Below are 19,654 nucleotides of genomic sequence, written 5' to 3'. Positions count from 1 at the left end.
CCCACGAAGTGGGGATTGGGGGAGAACCCCCAAGACCGGACTGCCGACGCTCCTGCGTCGCTACCGCTACGCTAACACCACCGCAGTGGCTCCCCCACACCCCCACACCCTTATACCCTTTCTTTGGTCACAAGCGTGCTGTAGAGAATTGTTGCCGATTTGGAAACCTTATCCAAATCGGTGTTTTGCAAGTTGCCACTGTTGATCGGGGTTGCAGCATGGCTAACCCTCACCTTGATAGGTTTAAACCCAATCAAGCATTAGCTGTTTGCTGACTTTGGGTTTGCTGACTTTCATGAGATGGTCTGTTGACTCTGGACACCCGGTTGAAGAAACTAAAGAACTTTTCCCGGAGTTTGGCAAATGGACTTTCTGTTTTCTCCTTTGCCCTGATTTGCCGCTCAATGTCTTTGATTGCCCGGTCAAGTTCTTTGTACTCGGGATCGCGTCTAGCATAGCCCAGTTCTCTCGCCAGCTTGAGTTGGGTGCGAGCATCTTCCAGCAACCGCAGTACTTGGTCCCGATTTTGCTGGTCCTGATTCTGTTGATCCTGTCCCTGAGCGGCTAAAGCCATTGCAGCAGCTAGTTCAGTAAGGGCATTAATCAGTGGAATGGGTCGAGATTGTTCTGTCACCACCAGAGTTGAGAGTGCCAGTTGCATTACCGCTCTGGCTTCATCGTTTCTCCCTTGATGCAACAATCGGGCGGACTCCTTCATGGCATCAGGATACGTCTCAAGTGGCAGATTGACGGTTGATGTGCGAATCTCGCTCACTAGGTTGTGCAACAGTGCACGCCCAGTCGGAAAATCTTCCTCATTCACAGCCCTCTTAGCTTCATCGCGAATTGGCTCAATCAAATCAAAATCCCGAGGGGCAAGATCGATAATGGTTATCTGAGTTGACACAGGAACCAGAGCCAGTTCAGGGTAGCGTGCCAGGAGAATATCAAGTTTTCCAGTTGCCCGTTCCAGAGCTTGAAGTGCTTCTTGAGTATTTCCCTGGTCAATGGCGTTGATTGCATTGCGAGTTTCTTCGAGCGCGGCGATTGCGTCCTGATCTAGGGAACTTTGAGCCTCATTCGTTGCCTTTTGCCTCTCCTGTTCAATCTCCTGCTGAGATTGAGGATTGGGCTGATTCAATGTCGTAGAGTTCATAATCTTCTCCTTGTTTGTTAATTTGTTTTGGGTTTGGAATAGGTGTTTTTTTCATCGCGACCAAACAATTGTTCAATCTACTTCTAAGCCTTCACTAGCCCATTAGTTTTTCCTTTGGTCTTGTACCAGAGGCTTCTCCCCTGCTCCACTCGGACTGCTCCCTTGCCTCTTCGTTGGTTGCAGGCGAGCTACAGCATTGGAAGCACGTGGGGACGGGGACCGGGCGGGAAAGCTTTATCGATCCGATCAAGCTCGGCTTCGGTCAACTGGAGCTCCCCAGCCCCGGCGTTTTCGGCTGCGTGATCGGGGCTAGAGGCCTTGGGGATTGCGAAGAGCGAGGGCCGCCGCACTAGGAACCGAAGCGCAACCTGGCGAGGGGTCGCGTTGTGCGCGGCGGCGATTTCCTGTAGCACGCGGCCTCCGGTCGTGTGCGGATCTGGGAAGTGCCCGTGACCGAACGGGCTGTAGGCGACCACGGCGACGCTATGCTTCTCACACCAAGGAATCACGGCATGCTCGATCGCGCGCTCTTTCAAATGGTAAAGAACCTGGTTGCAGACGAAACGACCCTCGCCGGCGATCGCCCGGGCCTCTTCAAGGTCGGGCAGATCGAAGTTGCTCACTCCCCAGGAGAGAATCTTCCCCTCGTGCTGAAGCTGCTCGAAGGCGGCAATTGTGTCCTCCAACGGGTGCTGACTGCGCCAGTGCAAGAGGTAGCAGTCCAGTCGATCAGTTTTGAGGCGAGCAAGCGACTTCTCGCAAGCCGCCATCGTCCCGCGCCGAGAGGCATTCTCGGTAAGTACCTTGGAGACCAGGAAGACCTCATCGCGTCGCCCGAAGATCGCCTCGGCGACCACTTCCTCGGCGATGCCGTACATCTCGGCGGTATCAATATGGGTCATGCCGAGATCGAGACCTCGACGCAGCGTGGCGATTGCGGAGGCGCGATCGCAGCGATCGATGTACCAAGTCCCTTGACCGATCACCGCGACCTCACGCTTTGTGGAACCAAACCGACGCTGTTCCATGCTTGTTCTCCTGATTAGATTCTTTTCTTTTGCAAGTTAGCAATTACACTTCGTGTACACTACGCGATTACACTCTGTGTACGCTGCGCGAACGCGCCGATGCGATCCTCACTCTCCATCCTCAGGCTCGTTCCTGATGTCGGTCAGGCTTAGGGCGAGATCGTGATCCGGTTTTCCACTGAGGTGATTCCTGGTGCCGACCACGCTGCCCGCTCCGCCTCTTGCTTCTCAGCCCAGGAGCGCACCGCCCCCCTCAGGATGACCTTGCTCCCCTCCACCTCGACCGTGATCCGCAGCGCGTCGGTCTCCGCGCTGCGCACCAGCGCCTGCTCAATTTTCTGCTTGAGTTCCGACGGCGACACGCGGGGCTTGATGGTGAGCAAGTTGGTCACCCCCTTGACGCCTTTCAGGCGGCGGACAACCCGCTCGGCATCGCGCTTCTGGTACTCCCACTCGACCACACCCCTGAGCGTGACCCAGCCCTTGGAGACCGTGACGTCGAGATTATCGATGGACACGCCGGCATCCCACTCCAGCGCATGAATGGCGGCTGCGGCAATGTCGGCGTCAGTGCGCTCGGCAGAGACCGGCAGCCGAACCTCGATGTCGTTGGCCACAGCCAGTACGCCACGGACGCGGTGGGCAGCTTCTTCGGCAGCCCAGCGCTTGTAAAAGGAATCGACCCAGCCTGTGAGCGTAACAACACCGTTTTTGACGGCCACGCCGATTTCGGTAGACTGGACGCGGGGATCCCACTTCAACTCATTCAGCACATCCTTTTGGATTTCCTCGTCAGTTCGGGTTGCGGTTGCAGTTGTCATGGTTGTTTCTCCTTTGAGCTACCTCTGGAAATTTACGATCTGACTTTAGACCTGGAATAAGTGCCTTTTTCGTCGCGATCGAACACCTGTTTGACCCGATCCCAAGCCTTCGTCAAGGCATTATCTTTTCCATTGGCTTCTCTGAACGACCGATTGTAGGTATCAACAAAAGTTTTTTGCGCGTCGTCCGACAGATTTGCTCTAATTTCTGGTGAAATCTGCTCATTATCTGCCAGTTCACCTTTTGGTTGACGGGGAATCTTCATGTCAGTGATAGCGACTTCTTCCGCACCCGCACTTTCTAACAGTGAGACAACTTCGTCTGCTTGTTCTTGTGGAACTTCCGCGACCAGTAAAAACTCACCTGCTTTCAGGCGTGTTTCGTAAATAGTAGCTTTGTCCTCCGGCATACCCATTGCGATTAAGGCAGATCCAATGCCTGCTCCCAAGGAACCATATAAAGCACCGCCTGCCGCTCCTAATAATGCTGCTCCCAAAGGGCCTGCTGCTACTACGGTTCCTAAAAAGGGAATGAACAACACACCCACACCCGTAAGTAAAGCCAACAAAGAACCAAACAGCGATCCAAAAATCGCTCCGGTGGCGAGTCCATCCAAGATCACATCTTGTTTAGTCACAAATCCGGAGATGCGAGTTTCGGCGTGGAAGTCGCGACCAATAATCGAAATGTGATCTTTGGGAATACCGCGATCAATTAGACGCTCAACCACTTCTTGCATCTTCTTCTCATCTTTGAAGATAGCAGAGACACTTTTGAGGGCGGTTTTTTCAGATGTAGAAGTCATAAAAATTACTCCAAATTAAAAAACTAGATAACATTACGAAATGTGGCGCAGATTTAAGGACACGGGGATAGGAAGAGAGTATTTGATAATTTCACTGCGTTACTCAAAGGGTGACGCACGCAGGCTCGCTAAAGCAGTTCCTTTAACTCTGGGAACCAAAGCAACGGACTGTTCACTGCGTCTTGTTACTTTTGTTCCACAAAGTCTGCATCGATGACATCTTCACCGCCGCCTTGACGGTCTGTAGAAGTACCACCGTTTGGAGATGCACCTGCTTGTGAGTAGACCGCAGTGCCGATTTGCATCAGGGCTTGTTGAATTTCGTTGGTGAGGGACTTCATGCGATCGATGTTGTTCTGCTCAATTGCCTGACGCAAGTCTCGAATTAAGCCTTCCACGCGGGACTTGTCTGCTGGTGGCACTTTGTCGCCCAAATCCTGAAGTTGTTTCTCGGCTTGATAGGCAACAGAATCCGCCATATTTTTGGTATCAATTTGTTCGCGCCGCCTACGGTCTTCTTCCGCATTGCGATCGGCTTCTTTCACCATCCGCTCAACTTCAGATTTATCGAGGGTAGACGCACCTGTGATGCTAATGGACTGTTCTTTACCTGTGGCTTTTTCTCTGGCAGTTGCTGACAGAATCCCGTTAGCATCAATGTCAAAAGTAACTTCGATCTGTGGCATACCTCTGGGAGCTGGAGGAATCCCATCTAGTCGGAAGGTTCCCAGGCTCTTGTTGTCGGATGCCATTTCGCGTTCGCCTTGCAGAACATGGATTTCTACGTTTGTTTGTGCGTCAGCCGCCGTTGAGAACACCTCAGACTTCTTCACTGGGACAGTGGTATTGCGCGGAATAATCTTGGTCGTCACGCCACCTAGAGTTTCAACACCTAGCGACAACGGCGTGACATCTAGGAGCAGCACGTCTTTTACCTCACCCCCAAGCACACCCGCCTGAATCGCTGCGCCCACTGCTACGACTTCATCCGGGTTGACACCTTGGTGTGGGTCTTTGCCTATTATCTGCCGTACCAGTTGCTGGACAGCCGGCATTCGAGTTGCACCACCCACTAGGATTACTTCGTCAATATCTGCGGGACTCAGTTTAGCATCGCGCAGAGCTTGTTCGACAGGAATGCGGCTGCGATCGAACAAGTCGGCGCACATTTGCTCGAACTGTACCCGCGTTAAGGTCATATCTAGATGTTTCGGGCCTTCCGGGGTTGCAGTAATAAAAGGTAAGTTAATGTTCGTCTGTGTCGCGCCTGACAGTTCAATTTTGGCTTTTTCTGCTGCTTCGGTGAGGCGTTGCAGGGCTTGTTTGTCTTTACGGAGGTCGATGCCTTCGTTACGCTGGAATTCAGTTGCTAGCCAGTCTACGATTCTCTTATCAAAGTCATCACCGCCCAAGTGGGTGTCGCCACTGGTAGCTTTCACTTCAAACACACCATCACCCACTTCTAGGATAGACACATCAAACGTCCCACCGCCTAAGTCAAATACCAAGATAGTTTCGTTAGTTTTTTTGTCAAGTCCGTAAGCGAGGGCAGCCGCCGTTGGCTCGTTGATAATTCGCAGAACTTCAATCCCGGCAATTCTACCGGCATCTTTGGTGGCCTGCCGTTGAGAGTCATTGAAATAGGCAGGGGTGGTAATTACCGCTTGCCTCACTGGTTCCCCCAGATATGTGCTGGCATCATCTATCAGCTTGCGGACTACCTCAGCCGCGATTTCTTCGGGTGAAAATTCCTTGTTCAGAGCGGGACAGTGTAGCTTGACGTTGCCATTACTGTCACGTACCACTTTGTAAGTAACTTGTTTTGCCTCTTGGGTGACTTCATCATACCTGCGCCCGATGAACCGCTTCACAGAATAAAAAGTGTTTTCTGGGTTCATTACACCCTGGCGCTTGGCAATTTGCCCGACAAGTTTTTCGCCCTTCTTGGTGTAGGCAACCACAGACGGAGTTGTGCGACCGCCTTCTGTGTTCGGAATGACGACGGGTTGTCCGCCCTCTATTACAGCTATACAGGAGTTGGTAGTTCCTAAATCAATACCAACGATTTTTGCCATCGTTAGCAACCTCCTTCAAAGATTGAGATAAAAAATTGAGAGTTTGGATTCAGGACAAGTTGAATAAATGGTATTAAGAAGGCAGAGGGCAGAACGGGAATCCCCATAAATAAATTTAGGGGGATTTAACAACGGCTTCTGAAAGTAAGGATTTCCCGACTTGAGCAAACTGGCGTGGGCTTGTGACCTTTTGGCAGAGGGAAGAATCTATCCTTGAACCTTCTGCCCTCTGGCTCCTTAGCACTCAGGATTCGGCTGCGTTTTGAATCGCGGCTAACAATGAGCGGAGGTCGTAAGAGCCATCGTGGCGCACACCGTTGATGAAAAAAGTCGGCGTGCCGTTGACCCCGCTCTGGATTCCGCTGAGTAAGTCTTCGCGTATCTTGGCTGCGTGGGCGTGCTCGGCGAGTTCGTGACTAAACCGAGGCACATCAAGACCGAGGTTAGCGGCATATTCTATTAGATGTTTGCGATCGAGTGCCTGTTGATGTTCAAAGAGATGGTTGTGCATCTCCCAGAACTTACCTTGCGCCGCAGCTGCCTCTGCTGCTTCTGCTGCCTGCTCGGCGTGGGGATGCACGCTAGTTAACGGGAAGTGGCGGTAGACAAAGCGCATGAGATCCCCGGTCAACTGCTGGAGTTCTTTGACGATGAAATGGGCACGACCGCAATAGGGACACTCATAGTCACCGTATTCCACGAGGGTGACGGGTGCGTTTTTTGGTCCTCGGATATGGTCGCGTTCACCTTCAGGTGTGCCGTTCGCGGTAGCGTCTCTGAAAGAGAAGGCATCGCTAACTGGGAGGCTAAGTTCGCCCGTTGCTGTTGTGATCATGTTGTCACCTCCTGCTCTTAAGGGAGTGCTTTGGAAAACATTGCGTCACTGCCCTTGCCCGTTGCCCCTGTGCCCGTCACCTAAGTTTACTTTCACAACCTTGTTCCTATCTTCTTCAGCCTTGGGCAGCCTCAGCTTGAGAATGCCATCTTTGTATTCTGCTTGCACCTGATCGTGCTGGACACGGGTAGGCAACGGAATCACGCGCTGAAACCTGCCATAGCGGAATTCGGTGCGGGTGATGCCTCTTTCTTCCGTTTTGATTTCTGACTTGCGCTCACCGGAAATAGATACTGCCTCTGGCGATACCTGCACATCTAGGTCTTTGGGGTCTACACCGGGAATTTCTACCTTGAGATGAACCGCATCGGGGGTTTCTTGAATCTCTGCGGAGGGAATAAAGGCAATGCCTTCCTCTTCTCTACGACCTGTCGGTGCTATCTCATCAAACAAGCGGTTTAACTGCCGCTGCAAACTTTCAACTTCTCGGAAAGGTTCCCAACGAACGAGTGCCATAATTTTAAGTCTCCTGATGATCTATACTTGAGTGTTTAGAATTCTGCATTAGACTGGGTTTTGTCAGTCGCTGAAACAGCGTTGCTATCATGCCAGTGCTGAACTCTGTTGCCACTATAGAGAAGAAATCTAAGGACTTTCTGAGGAAATTATGATGATTGGGGATTGGGACAAGGCAAAATTGTAAGGGGAAAAACAAATAACTTCCCTTTAACCTTTCTCAGTTACGCCAGTTGGCTCAACGGGGGAAACACTCCGAAGTTGCTCCACTTGGTGAGGAAGTTCAAGTCTTGGATGCCACATCCTCCACTTGGGGAGCCACCCCTGTGGGCGGTGAGTCCAGTGCTGCCGGAGGGTTACCCTCCGCAGGCAACTGGCGAACCCGAAGGGGTTTCCCGACTTGAGGGGAGTGGCGTGAGACCCCAAGACCGGAGTGGCTCCGGTTCCCGTCGAGTTGAAACTTCCGATCTTCGTAGCGTAAAGCCTACGGCATAGCTTCTCTACGAGACGCTACGCGAACGCTTAGAGCGACGCAGGAGCGTCACCCGAAGGGGCAAAGACGACACTTGCACTCAACGAGGGAACCTCCCTACGCTTCGGGAACGCTTTCAGCGAACGGGTTCGGGGGATCGCAATCGGCGGAAACCCTTACGGGTTCGGCAGTTCCTCCACTTGGGGAGACCCCAAGACCGGACTGCCTCACCGCCAAGACTGCGACCCCCTCACCGCAACGCAGTGTCTCCCAAAGACCGCACTTCTCTTTGCACGCGACTGGCTCCCCAATACCCAGTTTCCTCAATAATCGAAGCCTTCGCCAGGGCCAGGGCCGACACCAGCTGGCGCTTTCGCCTGCTTGTCAGGTTTTTCTACCACAACACCCTCAGTGGTCAGCACCATACCACCAATAGATGCAGCATTCTGCAAAGCACTACGAGTCACCTTCGCTGGATCGACAATGCCCGCCTCGAACATATTCACAAATTTATTAGCAACGGCATCGTATCCCTCATCAAAGGGCAGTTCACGGACGCGCTCCACAATCACCGCACCATTAGCACCAGCATTATCAGCAATGCGACGTAGTGGAGCATAAAGGGCGCGAGCCACAATCATAGTGCCCGTCAACTCTTCATCCTTCATTTGGCTCTTTGCCCATTCCTCAAGCTGGGGAGCAATGTGTGCTATTGTTGTACCGCCACCGGGCACAATTCCTTCTTCAACTGCGGCTTTGGTGGCATTAATTGCATCTTCTAGACGTAGCTTGCGGTCTTTGAGTTCAGTTTCGGTGGCAGCACCGACCTTAATCACCGCGACACCACCTGCCAGTTTCGCCAGCCGTTGTTGCAGTTTTTCCTTATCGTAGGAGGATTCAACTTCTTGGATTTGGCGACGAATTTGTTCGATGCGAGCTTTGACAGCTTCTTCGTTGCCTTCTGCCACGATGGTTGTGTCGTCTTTGGTAACGATCGCTCGCCGGGCTTTACCAAGCATTTCTAACCTGACATTTTCTAGCTTCAAGCCCGTATCTTCGCTAATCACCTGACCACCTGTGAGCGCCGCGATGTCTTCCAGCACGGCTTTACGTTGAGCGCCAAAGCCGGGAGCCTTCACCGCCGCGACTCGCAGTACACCGCGCAAATGGTTGACAACTAAAGTTGCCAAGGCTTCTTTTTCAATGTCATCCGCAATGATTAGTAGGGGTTTGCCCGTGCGAGCAATTTGCTCCAGAATCGGCACCAAATCTTGAACCATTGTAATCTTGCGATCGGTGATTAAAATGTGGGGTTCTTCCAGCACTGCCTCCATTCGCTCTGGATCAGTCACAAAGTAAGGCGAAACGTACCCTCTATCAAAGCGCATTCCTTCAGTGACTTCCAGTTCGGTCGTTGTGGATCTGCCTTCTTCTAGAGAGATTACACCTTCTTTGCCCACTCTTTCCATCGCCTCAGCCACAATCCGACCCACTTCGGGGTCATTACCCGCTGAAATGGTTGCAACCTGCTCAATGTCCCTAGAATCTTTAATTGGACGGGCGTGTTCTTGAATTTTTTCGATGACGAATTCTGTAGCTTTATCAATCCCCCGTTTCACCGTCAGGGGATCGGCACCAGCCGTAACGTTGCGTAGCCCTTCTTTAAGCATCGCGTGAGCCAGCACAATTGCAGTGGTGGTTCCGTCACCCGCGACATCGTTTGTCTTGGAGGCTGCTTGACGTAGCAAGGAAATCCCGGTATTCTCAGCGGGATCTTCTAGTTCAATTTCTTTGGCAATAGTTACTCCATCATTGACGATTTGAGGAGCGCCAAATTTTTTCTCCAAAACTATATTCCGCCCTTTGGGACCGAGGGTGACAGCGACGGCTTCGGTCAGAGCGTCAAAGCCTTTTTCCAATGTCCAACGGGCCGTGTCCTTGTACAGAATTGTCTTTACCATAGAAATGTTGTCCTTATGAATAACTAATTAGGATGTTTTCAGTAGTGCTGAATAGAGACGCAATAAATCGCGTCTGTACAAGAGTTAGGAGTTTTATCTCCCCCTGCTCCCCCTGCTCTCTTTTCCCCAATACTCAGTCCCTTTGAAAGCTGCTTACTCCACGATCGCCAGGACATCTTTTTCAGATAACAACACGTATTCTTCGCTACCGAGTTTAATGTCGGTTCCGGCATATCTGGAATAGAGAACTCGCTCGCCAATTTTCACTTCCATTGGCTGACGAGATCCATCCTCATTACGTTTCCCCGGGCCGACTTGCACCACTTCTCCAATCTGTGGCTTTTCTTTGGCGGTGTCGGGCAATAAAATTCCCCCAGCAGTTTTTTCTTCCGCTTGCGCGACCTTAATAAAGATGCGATCGCCCAATGGTTTTACTGTCGAAATACTCAGCGATACGGCTGCCATAGGCTATTCTCCTGTTGAGAAGGCAGGAGGCAGTAGGTACATTAGTGAGTGGGCTTTAAACCCACAACTAAAGTTTTTGTCATCTTTCTTCTGTACCCCGCAGTATGTCTCCTACCTTTTTTGTCAAAAATATTGATTGGTACTGCTCAGTGCTTGTTACCTTAACCAAAAAATCTAAGGACTTTCTGAGGAAATCATGGAAGTTGCAAAACAGTTGTATGGCAAAAACCGGGCGTGCAAGAATTTCTGTTGAGGTTCAGCTTAATTGAGTACGATGGTGGGATGTACTGATAGTTGCAGATATCGGCTGAGTTGCAAAGCACTGCAAATGTGATTGGTTGTGAGATTTAGCTTACAGGCTAAAGGGTGCGGCTACTATTAACCGAACTGTATTGAATTGAAGAAGGCAGGAGGCAGAGGGCAGAGGGCAGAAGGTTTTGTTTAGAAGGGGATTCAGACCCCTCCTAAACAAGAGCCACCCTACGGGTGAATCCTACGGATACGCTACGCGAGCGCCAGTCGCCTACAGAAGGAAACCTTCTTGCAGCGCTGGCTCACCAAATTGAAAATTTGGTGGGGGTCTTAAACCCTTACTCCCTACGGTCGTAGCAGAGGGCAGGAATCAGATTTCCTTCTGCCTTCTGCCTCCTGCCCTCTGCCTTTCTTGATAAAACCTCATTGGAGCGGACTGAAGAGAGCCGTCAGTACTAAGTTCAAGGTTATTAGCATCTGCTCAATTCAACCGTTAAACACTGAGGTTGTTTAATGTTCTCAAAGAGGATTTAAATCATGTCAGTAATCAGTATTTCTAAGTTCGAGCGCTTCTTCCGCACTGTGGCAGGTCTAGACGTGGACAAGAACGACCTTAAGCGTTACAGCGACTTCGTCAATCATAAAACCTACGATCTTCTCCTTCGTGGCCAGGCTACGGCGAAGGCGAACGGGCGCGACATCATCGAACCTTTTGATGTACCTATTACAAAGGGACTGGAGGAGAGAATTCACAACTTCAAGGAGATCAACGAGGAGATTGAGCTAAAGCCCATACTGGATTACATGACGACGCGGCCACTGCTCGACCTGGACTACAGTAAAGAGACCGAGGCACGGCTTCCAGACATCGTGGGTGGACTTAGTGTGGCACTTGCCCGCACCTTCAAGATCATCGATCCCGATCTCAAGAACCCCCAGACGATGCACTGGGAGCGCGCCTTCAGCATTTTTGACTTGCTGCTGTAGACTCAGTGAATAGATGGAACGGCATCGAAAAATGGGCGGGGGCTACTTCCGCTTTTTTGTCAAATACCAAGATTAACAATTAGCCCTTTCAAGGTGACTCGAAAAACTCTTATTTCTTCTCAGCATTCTCTGTGTTCTCTGCGGTTTGAAAGTATTTTTTTAACCTTAGAGGTGCAGAGACTACAGCGAAAAGTTCCTCGAAGACGGGTTTCCCGGCGTAGGAAACTTTTCAAGAGAGAGGTAAGCGGCTATTGAGGAATTTATCGTCGAGAACTTTTATCCACATTGAAAGGGATAGTCCTAATATATTTGACCCGATTAAGTACTTTGCTGCCCCAGAAAATCAAGACTTAGGAGTAGTCAAAGCCCTGCCAAAGCCAGTCTCCAAGCTTGATTTATCGCCTTTTCCTGCACCCTCTTGACAAATGTGCAATTACCTTAACCTCTCACTGATGCCCCTGCCTTCTCTAGTTGATCCCACTGTTGTGCAACGTCAAATTTTTCACCTTCTCTGTCGTTTAACTGCATAACCGTAAGGCACAGGCCAATTAGGTTCTTCATCCAAGCTACAACGGGCATAAATCGACCAGTATGGATTGCGGAGTAATTCTCGACCGATGAGAACCAAATCTGCACACCCACGAGTAATTATTTGGTCGGCATACTCAGCCTCATTTATCAGCCCCACAGCTCCTGTCATGATCCCAGCCTCTTCTCGGATTTTGGCAGCAAAAGGGACTTGATAGCCTTTCTCCACAGGAATTCTGGCATGGGGTACTAAACCTCCTGTTGAAACATCGATCAAATCAACGCCTAGAGTCTTTAGTTCACGGGACAATATGATTGATTGCTGGAGATCCCAACCTCCTTCTACCCAGTCGGTAGCGGAGATGCGTACAAAAAGCGGCATCCCGTTGGGCAAAACATCTCGTACTCGCCTTACTACTTCCAGTAATAAACGCATTCGGTTCTCCAACGAACCGCCGTAACGATCTGTTCGGCGATTACTGAGTGGTGAAAGAAAAGAATGCAATAAGTATCCATGTGCTGCGTGGATTTCAATCATTTGAAAACCTACTTGCAGGGCACGCTGCGCTGCTGCAACGAACGCGAAGATCGTTTCTTGAATACCACGCTCATCGAGGGATATCGGTACAGGAGCGTTCTCTTGAAAAGGAATTGGGCTAGGTGCGACAGGCTGCCAACCTCCTTGTTCAGGTGTCAGTGGCGTACCGCCTAACCAAGGAACATTGCAACTTGCCTTCCTTCCAGCATGGGCTAATTGAATCCCTGTAACAGATCCCTGTTGGCGAAGGAAGCGCACAATGCGAGTTAGTGGCTCGATTTGCTTGTCGTCCCAAAGCCCAAGGTCGCCAGGTGTAATCCGTCCTTGGGGTGTTACGGCTGTCGCTTCAACCATAATCAGACCAGTTCCTCCCACAGCCCGACTCCCTAAGTGGACGAAGTGCCAATCGTTAGCAAATCCATTCTCTGCTGAGTATTGACACATTGGTGACATCGCCACGCGACTTGGCAAGGTGATATCTCGAATTATTAGTGGAGTAAACAAATCCACTTCGGGTATTTCCGAGTCGTGCAGACTCCTTGATTGACAGCCTTGATAACCTGGGGTTTTTAATTCGGTCTGGGCTGGAGATGATGACAAAGTTGTTATGTTCTGTGTAGTCATGATTTGACTGTTCGGTGCTTTATGAACTCACACTTAACGTTTGACTTTCAACTTTTTTTGGCAGACTGATAGGTGGAAACTGGTATTTATGAATCTTGACGATCGTGTTCTCAAAGGAGTCTCTGCTGATTTGCGATCGCCTAGGTTGGGGCATAGCCCATCGCATCTTTGTGAGCATATTCTCCCAAAATTCCCGCTTGTTGTGAATCAAGCTCACTGAACGCAGCAAAGCGACCATATAAGATTAAAACATCACCGGGACGGACATAGGTAGAACCTTGCGGTGCGCCGATGTATGACCCAGCCTAAATTAGAGTGGCATGTTGGCTCCCACCCAGTTCCATAACATAGACATTGTTTGCTGAACTTGAACACTAACGCTAGTTGGTAAATCTAAGGAAAATCTGAGGAGATGCTGGGAGGCAGAAGGTAGGAGGTAGTCCAGGGGGAACGCATCTTATTTCCTAGAGCCGTTAAAAATCAGGTTGTATAAATTATAGCTATTGAAGCAGCTTAATAGTTACTTGAGACAGATGGTTATTTATTAAACAATTCAATAATATGACTTCAAAACAAATTTGATGTTATCCATGACTACAACCGTTACTCAAATGAAATGTGCTTGTCCATCTTGCCTATGCGTTGTTTCTCTGACTGATGCTGTCATCAAAGATGGTAAAGCTTACTGTGGAGAAGAATGTGCCAATAATCATCCCAATGGGCAAGGCTGTGGTCACACAGGCTGTGATTGTCAATCCAATTCGCTTTTTCCCATTCACAATTCGCAGTTACAATCAGTGGTAGCTTGAACTCACGACCTAGAAGCACCACTGAATCAAAAATTCAGTGGATAATTTTAATGCACTCACGCTCTTTCTGGGGTTCAAAAAGCGTGACAAGACATAGTGAACCGGACGCTTACCTAATGATTAAGTACACAATCATGAAGCAGAGCATCTTTTACTACTGATAGGTCAGTAGAAATGAAAACCGATAAATTTTATCAGGTCACTGTCGGGTTAGTTACAGCTTGCAGTGGGGCAAAGTCTGAGTAAACTTCAGTGGGCAGACAACGCAAGATAATCATCAGTAAGTCAGCTTTAACTTGAGGCGTGGAGAAATCCACAATTCGCCGGAACTTGGTCATAGTAAGGACTGTAGCCACCTCAGCTATGTGATTTAAGGCATCTTCAGGCGATGATTCGGCTTCGTCAATCAGCGTCGGGAAGTATTCACGGGCAAACCACCTTTCCTCATCGCTCAAGTCTGTGAGATTTTTATTACTACCGCTATGAAGACTATCTAATACTCACCGTTCGCGTAATAGAGAATGAATTTGATGAAATAGGGGATATGTGAAGAAGCAAGCTTTCCGAAAACAGGCACTCGCCAAGCCTTGTCCCAGCAAAAAACTTGTTGTGAAGTAACTTTAGGTGGTAAGAGTGAAAAATGGCACACATACCCCAACGAATAATTTCAGAACGAATCGATGATGTTGTTCTGCTGCTAGAGGTGATGAAAAAAATGGGACTGCCGGAAATTTAGTTCGGCGAAGGCTTCTATAATTGCGATTTGAGACATGGGAGAGATGCATTAATGAGTAAACTTGAAAACCAATACCAACTCTTCAAGTACAGTATAGGAAGATATCACGTCTCATTAGGATTATGCCAACCGCCATCTGGGGGAATCATGCGATCCGCTAAAGGAGGCCCCCAGGTATGAGGTGCGTATTCGTAAACAGGGGTTGCTCGATCTAGGATAGGAGCAACAATTTGCCACTGTGCTTCTACTTCATCCTGGCGAGCAAATAACATGGAGTCGCCTTTCATGGCATCTTCAAAAAGCCGCTCGTAGGGATTCATCTCATTGCCATGCTCGACTTGAGCGACTAGTCCGACTTCGCTACCCACCATTCTGTCGCCTGGGGTTTTAGAGCGAATGCCGATCGCAGTCAGCACATTTGGACTAAGACGAAAGTAGAAATAATTTGCTAATCCAAAGGCACGCTCGCCAAAAACATCCTGCGGCGGACGCTTGAGCCTGACCACAACTTCAGTAGTTGTACTCGGTAAACATTTGCCTGCACGAATGTAAATCGGAACGCTAGCCCAGCGCCAAGTATCAATGTTGAGCTTAACCGCCGCAAAGGTTTCGACCTTGGAATCAGGAGCTACACCAGGTTCTGAGGCATAGCCCTTGTACTGCCCGCGCACTACATTTGAGGGTTCGATTGGATCTATGGATTTGAGCAATCGCGCTCTTTCATCTCGGATGGCTTCATGCTGCTCGTTGATGGGCGGATCCATCATTAAACACGCCGTCACCTGAAGTAGATGATTTTGCACCACATCCCGAATAGCGCCTGTCTCTTCATAAAACTGTCCCCGTCCATCAATGCCAAATTTTTCAGCCATCGTGATTTGGATGCTGGCAATACTGACACGATGCCAAATCGGTTCGAGTAATGAATTGGCGAAGCGAGTGTAGAGAAGGTTTTGGACTGGTTCTTTTCCCAAGTAATGGTCAATCCGAAAAATATGACTTTCGGGAAAGATAGAGTGCAGAATGCAGTTCAGTATTCTAGCCGATTCTAGATCGCGTCCAAAGGGTTTTTCTACCATAACGCAACCATTCTTTACACAACTTGATTGACCTAACCCTTCGACAACCGTCGCAAACAAACTGGGAGGAATGGCTAAGTAATACAGAGGAGCTTCAGCTATTTGGAGTACCTGGCATAATTTATCATAGGTGGCGCGATCGCTATAATCACCAAAAATATAGTAAAGTAATGAACACAGTTTCTGGAAAGCTGCCTCATCAACGCCTACCTGTTCCTCCAGGCTCTTACGCACATAAGATTGTAATTGTTCGATGCTCCAATCTCGCCTACCCACTCCAATAATTGGAATGTCAAAATGACCGCGCTGAATCATCGCCTGTAAGGCAGGAAAGATTTTTTTGTAGGCTAAATCACTTGTGATCCCAAAAAATACCAGGGCATCAGAGAGTAAAGCTGCCATGATTAACCTCCATATCGACGCGGACAGAGGAAGCAGGAGAGCAGGGGGGTAGAAGGGCACAGAGGAAAAAAGCTGATTAAAATCCCCGTGTCCCCGTGTCATTTTTCCAAATGCCCACCAAACTCGTAGCGCAACGCAGAGATGAGTTTATTTGCAAATTCTGATTGACCGCGAGAGCTAAATCGTGTGTAAAGAGCTGTACTAAGGACGGGAGTTGGAACTGCTTCTTCAATGGCTGCCATTAGTGTCCATCGACCTTCTCCAGAGTCGGATACGCGTCCCCCAAAGTCGGTTAAGTCGGGATCTTTGACGAGCGCCATAGCTATTAAATCAAGTAACCAAGAGCTAATCACGCTGCCCCTGCGCCATACCTCTGCTATATCTGCAAGATTAAAGTCGTATTGGTAAAATTCAGGATTTCGTAAGGGAGCCGTTTCTGCATCGACTTGATGCAATTGTTTCCCAATATTAGCATGGTGAAGAATGTTCAACCCTTCGGCATAAGCTGCCATGATGCCGTATTCAATGCCGTTGTGAACCATTTTGACAAAGTGCCCTGCACCGTGAGAGCCACAATGCAAATAGCCCTGTTCAGCTGTTCCCCCCATTAACTCACGACCAGGGGTGCGCGGTGCAGCTGATACACCAGGAGCCAGCGCTGCAAAGATGGGGTCAAGATATTTCACCACCGCCAATGCACCACCAATCATGAGACAGTAGCCGCGTTCTGCCCCCCAAATGCCACCGCTAGTTCCACAATCAATGTATTCAATTCCTTTGACTTTTAATTGATCTGCACGACGAATATCATCAATGTAGTAAGAATTGCCACCATCAATGATAATGTCGTCAGCGTCTAGAAACGGGATGAGAGTCTGTAGGGTAGCATCTACTGTCGCGGCGGGTAGCATCAGCCAGACGGTGCGGGGTGGCGTGAGTGCTTCGATGAGTTCAACGAATGATGTTACACCACGAGCGATCGCTCCTTCCTGAACCAGCACCTCTGCTTTTTGTGGCTGACGAGTGTAGCCAATGACGGTATGTCCAGCCTGGGTTAAACGGTGTGCCATGTTAGCTCCCATTCGTCCTAGTCCTATCATTCCCAGTTCCATAACATGCCCTGTATTCAAGTGAGAAAAATTGGGAGTATCCATCCCGCAATAGCGCCAGTACCGCAGATGGCTGTTAGAATTGAAAAAACTTCAGTTCGGCTAAACTCTATTAACAACAAATGTTCGACAGACTGGTCTAATGCCATATCCAGGGTAAAAATGCCAATCCAGAATAGAGCGATCGCTATTGCCCAGCCCAATAATCCGCTTGATATCGATGCTCCAGTTAGAATCCATGCAGAACCGAATGTGAGAGATAACAATCCCGCCCAGACGGGAAAGCCAGTGAGTATGCAGGCACGGACTGTGGCAATTGCCAAAATGAACATCGGTATTGCAATCGTCGAGAAATGGCGATCGAGCCAGAGAGTCCATCCCAATCCTCCAAATCCCAGCATTAGCACCGTCAGCCAAACTAGACTATAGAGAAAATGTTTCCAATAAAATTCTTTTGATTCTGGTCGGTTATGGTCTTGTTCAAATGTGGTTACAATTTTGTTAACCATAGGTCTTATACCTCTCTACAAAGACGAATCAGTTAACCAAGCCTGAATCTAGGATTTGTCCAATTTTTCCCATTTCCTTATCTTCTTAACGAATCTGCCCTAACGTTAGTTGGCAAATCTAAGGAAAATCTGAGCAGATACTGATACTAAATTGCGTTTAGAAACACTTATCTCTGCTTTTACAAAAGCATTGCTCTTTAAACGTCCTCATTTTTTGCTTAGATTATGTCGCTACAATTCCCATGTTGATCTAGTAATTAGCTCATGCTGCAAGAGGAACCCTAGGGAGTGAGATCATGACTAAACCGATTCAAATTCTGTTACAGACAACAATTCCCACCAATGAAGATGATTGGTCTATTGGGCGATTTTCTTTGCTAAAGGACTATTTAGCTTCGTTGAAAAGTGACACTGGGGAACCCCTGTACCAGGTAACAGCAAGGGATCGAGAAAATACTGCTGAAAAAAACGATCCAGTTTTAAGTACGCTGGATAATTCAGATTTTGATGAACTGTGGCTGTTTGCTGTGGATGTAGGGGATGGCATAACTCCAAAAGAGTGTCAGAGCATCAGTGCCTTCCGTCAGCGCGGCGGCGGTTTATTGGTCAGCCGTGACCATCAAGATGTAGGTTGTTCGGTTTGCAATCTTGGTGGTGTCGGCGCAGCCCATTACTTTCACAGTAAGAATCCCGATCCCGATCCCTCGCACCACTACCCTGATGACATCTACACTAAGTATATTTCCTGGCCCAACTTCCATTCTGGGTTAAATGGTGACTATGAGAAAATTACTTTCATAGAACCCATTCATGACTTACTCAAGAATCCTACATCACCTTCTGAGGAGATTGAATTCTTTCCGGCTCATCCCCATGAAGGAGCCGTAGGTGTGCCTGCAAACGAGAAGAATGCACGAGTAATTGCCTTGGGTACAAGCTCAGTCTCCGGTCGGGACTTCAACTTAGTAGTTGCTTTTGAAAGTACCCAGGATGAACAAGGAAATATTTTAGGACGTGCGATCGCTGAATCAAGCTTCCACCATTTCGCCGACTACAATTGGGATGTTGATATGGGCGCACCTAGCTTTGTAACCGAACCCCCTGGAGATGGGATGAAGCAAAACCCACAAGCCCTTGAACATATTAAAGCCTATGTGCGAAACTTAGCCCTCTGGCTGGCTCCTACCTCAAGTTAAAGGAAAGTCTCCCATCCTTAAAGACTATGAGTAAACAGCCTTTATCAAACCTTTTTCGATATGTCTTAATTACGAATTACATTAGCGTAGCGGTAGCAAGCCCGCGTTCGCTTTTAGCATCTCGTAGAGAGCGTCATTACGAATTATAAATTAGTATCACTTCCTGCCTGAGGTCATTCTGCAATCCATCCGATGGTATTGTCTCTATGCCTTCAGTTATCGAGAACTGGAAGAGATGATGCAAGAGACAATAATAGGCTTGGCTCTAGTTACGATTGGTGTAGTCATCTCTTGCCGGGGCTTGAAAACTATCTCTGACGACGCGTGGCGCGTTTTAGTAGTAGTCATCGGGCTGATCTGCATCATTTTGGGAGTTGCTATCAGTCATTGGATTGTCAAACTGTTGCTCTTCATACTTTTGCTGATGCTAAATGTTGATCCAAACGGGCGTGGAACTAGCGAAGACACTGTTGGCGAAACATTGCTTAACAATTTTGGCAAGTAATATTGCACAAAAGAGCCATAACTTCGCCTTTGTATAGCAATGGAGAAATTTTGGTCGCTAAGGAAATTGGTGGTGTTGAAAGCCAGGCATAACAAGCATTTCAACAATTAGTATCAATTCAGCCTACTCTGATATTTGAAGGGTTTAACTGTCCCACTTTTGACTAAAAATGGGACAGTAGAGTTGTCCTAGCTTGATTTTGCGTTGATACAGCTTGCTCACTGTAGTCGCCCCAATCATCGAAA

19 protein-coding genes and 1 pseudogene are annotated in these 19,654 nt (G+C 48.8%); 6 read left to right on the top strand and 14 right to left on the bottom strand.

The window, feature by feature from the left end:
* Window positions 1-253: 253 nt before the first annotated feature.
* The 7 genes from GSQ19_RS28465 to GSQ19_RS28435 all read right to left on the bottom strand — a co-directional run bounded on the left by GSQ19_RS28465 (window position 254) and on the right by GSQ19_RS28435 (window position 7,237).
* On the bottom strand, window positions 254-1,156 hold the full coding sequence (locus GSQ19_RS28465; protein ID WP_011316765.1) for a YfdX family protein: 903 nt from the start codon (window positions 1,154-1,156) through the stop codon (window positions 254-256).
* Window positions 1,157-1,344: 188 nt separating this feature from the next.
* Window positions 1,345-2,184, bottom strand: a complete 840-nt coding sequence (locus tag GSQ19_RS28460; RefSeq protein ID WP_011316764.1) for an aldo/keto reductase — start codon at window positions 2,182-2,184, stop codon at window positions 1,345-1,347.
* A gap of 149 nt (window positions 2,185-2,333) precedes the next feature.
* Window positions 2,334-3,005, bottom strand: coding sequence for a BON domain-containing protein (locus tag GSQ19_RS28455; RefSeq protein WP_011316763.1), 672 nt, complete (start codon window positions 3,003-3,005; stop codon window positions 2,334-2,336).
* Window positions 3,006-3,037: 32 nt separating this feature from the next.
* A complete protein-coding gene (locus tag GSQ19_RS28450) occupies window positions 3,038-3,811 on the bottom strand; it encodes a ChaB family protein (protein WP_011316762.1) in 774 nt (257 codons plus the stop codon).
* Between the two features lie 185 nt (window positions 3,812-3,996).
* Window positions 3,997-5,886 (bottom strand): molecular chaperone DnaK, encoded by a 1,890-nt coding sequence (gene dnaK, locus GSQ19_RS28445; protein ID WP_011316761.1) that lies wholly within the window; start codon window positions 5,884-5,886, stop codon window positions 3,997-3,999.
* A gap of 244 nt (window positions 5,887-6,130) precedes the next feature.
* The gene (locus tag GSQ19_RS28440; RefSeq protein ID WP_011316760.1) at window positions 6,131-6,721 is read right to left on the bottom strand and encodes a DsbA family protein; all 591 of its coding nucleotides are present in this window, start codon (window positions 6,719-6,721) and stop codon (window positions 6,131-6,133) included.
* A gap of 45 nt (window positions 6,722-6,766) precedes the next feature.
* Window positions 6,767-7,237 carry an Hsp20/alpha crystallin family protein gene (locus GSQ19_RS28435; RefSeq protein ID WP_011316759.1) on the bottom strand — a complete coding sequence of 157 codons (471 nt, stop codon included), beginning with the start codon at window positions 7,235-7,237 and terminating at the stop codon, window positions 6,767-6,769.
* A 294-nt stretch (window positions 7,238-7,531) separates the two neighbouring features.
* Here GSQ19_RS28435 and GSQ19_RS28430 point away from each other — a divergent pair, with 294 nt between their 5' ends.
* Complete coding sequence (locus GSQ19_RS28430; protein WP_153228380.1) at window positions 7,532-7,732, top strand: hypothetical protein; 201 nt, start codon at window positions 7,532-7,534, stop codon at window positions 7,730-7,732.
* Between the two features lie 300 nt (window positions 7,733-8,032).
* On the opposite strand, the gene groL is transcribed toward GSQ19_RS28430, so the two are convergent.
* Window positions 8,033-9,670 carry a chaperonin GroEL gene (gene groL / locus GSQ19_RS28425; protein ID WP_011316758.1) on the bottom strand — a complete coding sequence of 546 codons (1,638 nt, stop codon included), beginning with the start codon at window positions 9,668-9,670 and terminating at the stop codon, window positions 8,033-8,035.
* A gap of 153 nt (window positions 9,671-9,823) precedes the next feature.
* The gene (gene groES, locus GSQ19_RS28420) at window positions 9,824-10,135 is read right to left on the bottom strand and encodes a co-chaperone GroES (protein ID WP_011316757.1); all 312 of its coding nucleotides are present in this window, start codon (window positions 10,133-10,135) and stop codon (window positions 9,824-9,826) included.
* 789 nt (window positions 10,136-10,924) lie between these two features.
* Between groES and GSQ19_RS28415 the strand changes: the two genes are divergently transcribed.
* Window positions 10,925-11,374, top strand: a complete 450-nt coding sequence (locus tag GSQ19_RS28415) for a DUF1931 family protein (RefSeq protein ID WP_011316756.1) — start codon at window positions 10,925-10,927, stop codon at window positions 11,372-11,374.
* Window positions 11,375-11,625: 251 nt separating this feature from the next.
* Window positions 11,626-11,796: a hypothetical protein gene (locus tag GSQ19_RS28410; RefSeq protein ID WP_011316755.1), complete on the top strand. Its 171-nt coding sequence runs from the start codon at window positions 11,626-11,628 to the stop codon at window positions 11,794-11,796.
* An 80-nt stretch (window positions 11,797-11,876) separates the two neighbouring features.
* Here GSQ19_RS28410 and GSQ19_RS28405 read toward each other — a convergent pair whose 3' ends face one another.
* Window positions 11,877-13,064, bottom strand: coding sequence for an NADH:flavin oxidoreductase/NADH oxidase (locus GSQ19_RS28405; protein ID WP_041457396.1), 1,188 nt, complete (start codon window positions 13,062-13,064; stop codon window positions 11,877-11,879).
* Window positions 13,065-13,654: 590 nt separating this feature from the next.
* Between GSQ19_RS28405 and GSQ19_RS28400 the strand changes: the two are divergent.
* Window positions 13,655-13,816: pseudogene (locus tag GSQ19_RS28400) on the top strand (metallothionein); the annotation flags it as partial.
* A gap of 251 nt (window positions 13,817-14,067) precedes the next feature.
* Here the strand turns inward: GSQ19_RS28400 and GSQ19_RS28395 are convergent.
* From GSQ19_RS28395 to GSQ19_RS28380, 4 genes are all read right to left on the bottom strand, one after another.
* The gene (locus tag GSQ19_RS28395) at window positions 14,068-14,328 is read right to left on the bottom strand and encodes a hypothetical protein (RefSeq protein WP_011316752.1); all 261 of its coding nucleotides are present in this window, start codon (window positions 14,326-14,328) and stop codon (window positions 14,068-14,070) included.
* A 385-nt stretch (window positions 14,329-14,713) separates the two neighbouring features.
* A complete protein-coding gene (gene zwf / locus GSQ19_RS28390; protein WP_011316751.1) occupies window positions 14,714-16,090 on the bottom strand; it encodes a glucose-6-phosphate dehydrogenase in 1,377 nt (458 codons plus the stop codon).
* A gap of 98 nt (window positions 16,091-16,188) precedes the next feature.
* Window positions 16,189-17,202 (bottom strand): phosphogluconate dehydrogenase (NAD(+)-dependent, decarboxylating), encoded by a 1,014-nt coding sequence (gene gnd, locus GSQ19_RS28385; protein WP_011316750.1) that lies wholly within the window; start codon window positions 17,200-17,202, stop codon window positions 16,189-16,191.
* 14 nt (window positions 17,203-17,216) lie between these two features.
* Entirely contained in the window at window positions 17,217-17,708 is a 492-nt protein-coding gene (locus GSQ19_RS28380; protein ID WP_011316749.1) for a hypothetical protein, read from the bottom strand.
* Between the two features lie 296 nt (window positions 17,709-18,004).
* On the opposite strand from GSQ19_RS28380, the gene GSQ19_RS28375 reads away from it, so the two are divergent.
* The gene (locus tag GSQ19_RS28375; protein ID WP_011316748.1) at window positions 18,005-18,904 is read left to right on the top strand and encodes a hypothetical protein; all 900 of its coding nucleotides are present in this window, start codon (window positions 18,005-18,007) and stop codon (window positions 18,902-18,904) included.
* Window positions 18,905-19,139: 235 nt separating this feature from the next.
* Window positions 19,140-19,409: a hypothetical protein gene (locus GSQ19_RS28370; protein ID WP_011316747.1), complete on the top strand. Its 270-nt coding sequence runs from the start codon at window positions 19,140-19,142 to the stop codon at window positions 19,407-19,409.
* Window positions 19,410-19,654: the final 245 nt, after the last annotated feature.

Origin of the sequence: Trichormus variabilis 0441 (assembly GCF_009856605.1) — a bacterium.
Lineage (GTDB): Bacteria > Cyanobacteriota > Cyanobacteriia > Cyanobacteriales > Nostocaceae > Trichormus > Trichormus variabilis.
This window is presented reverse-complemented; position numbering and strand designations above follow the sequence as displayed.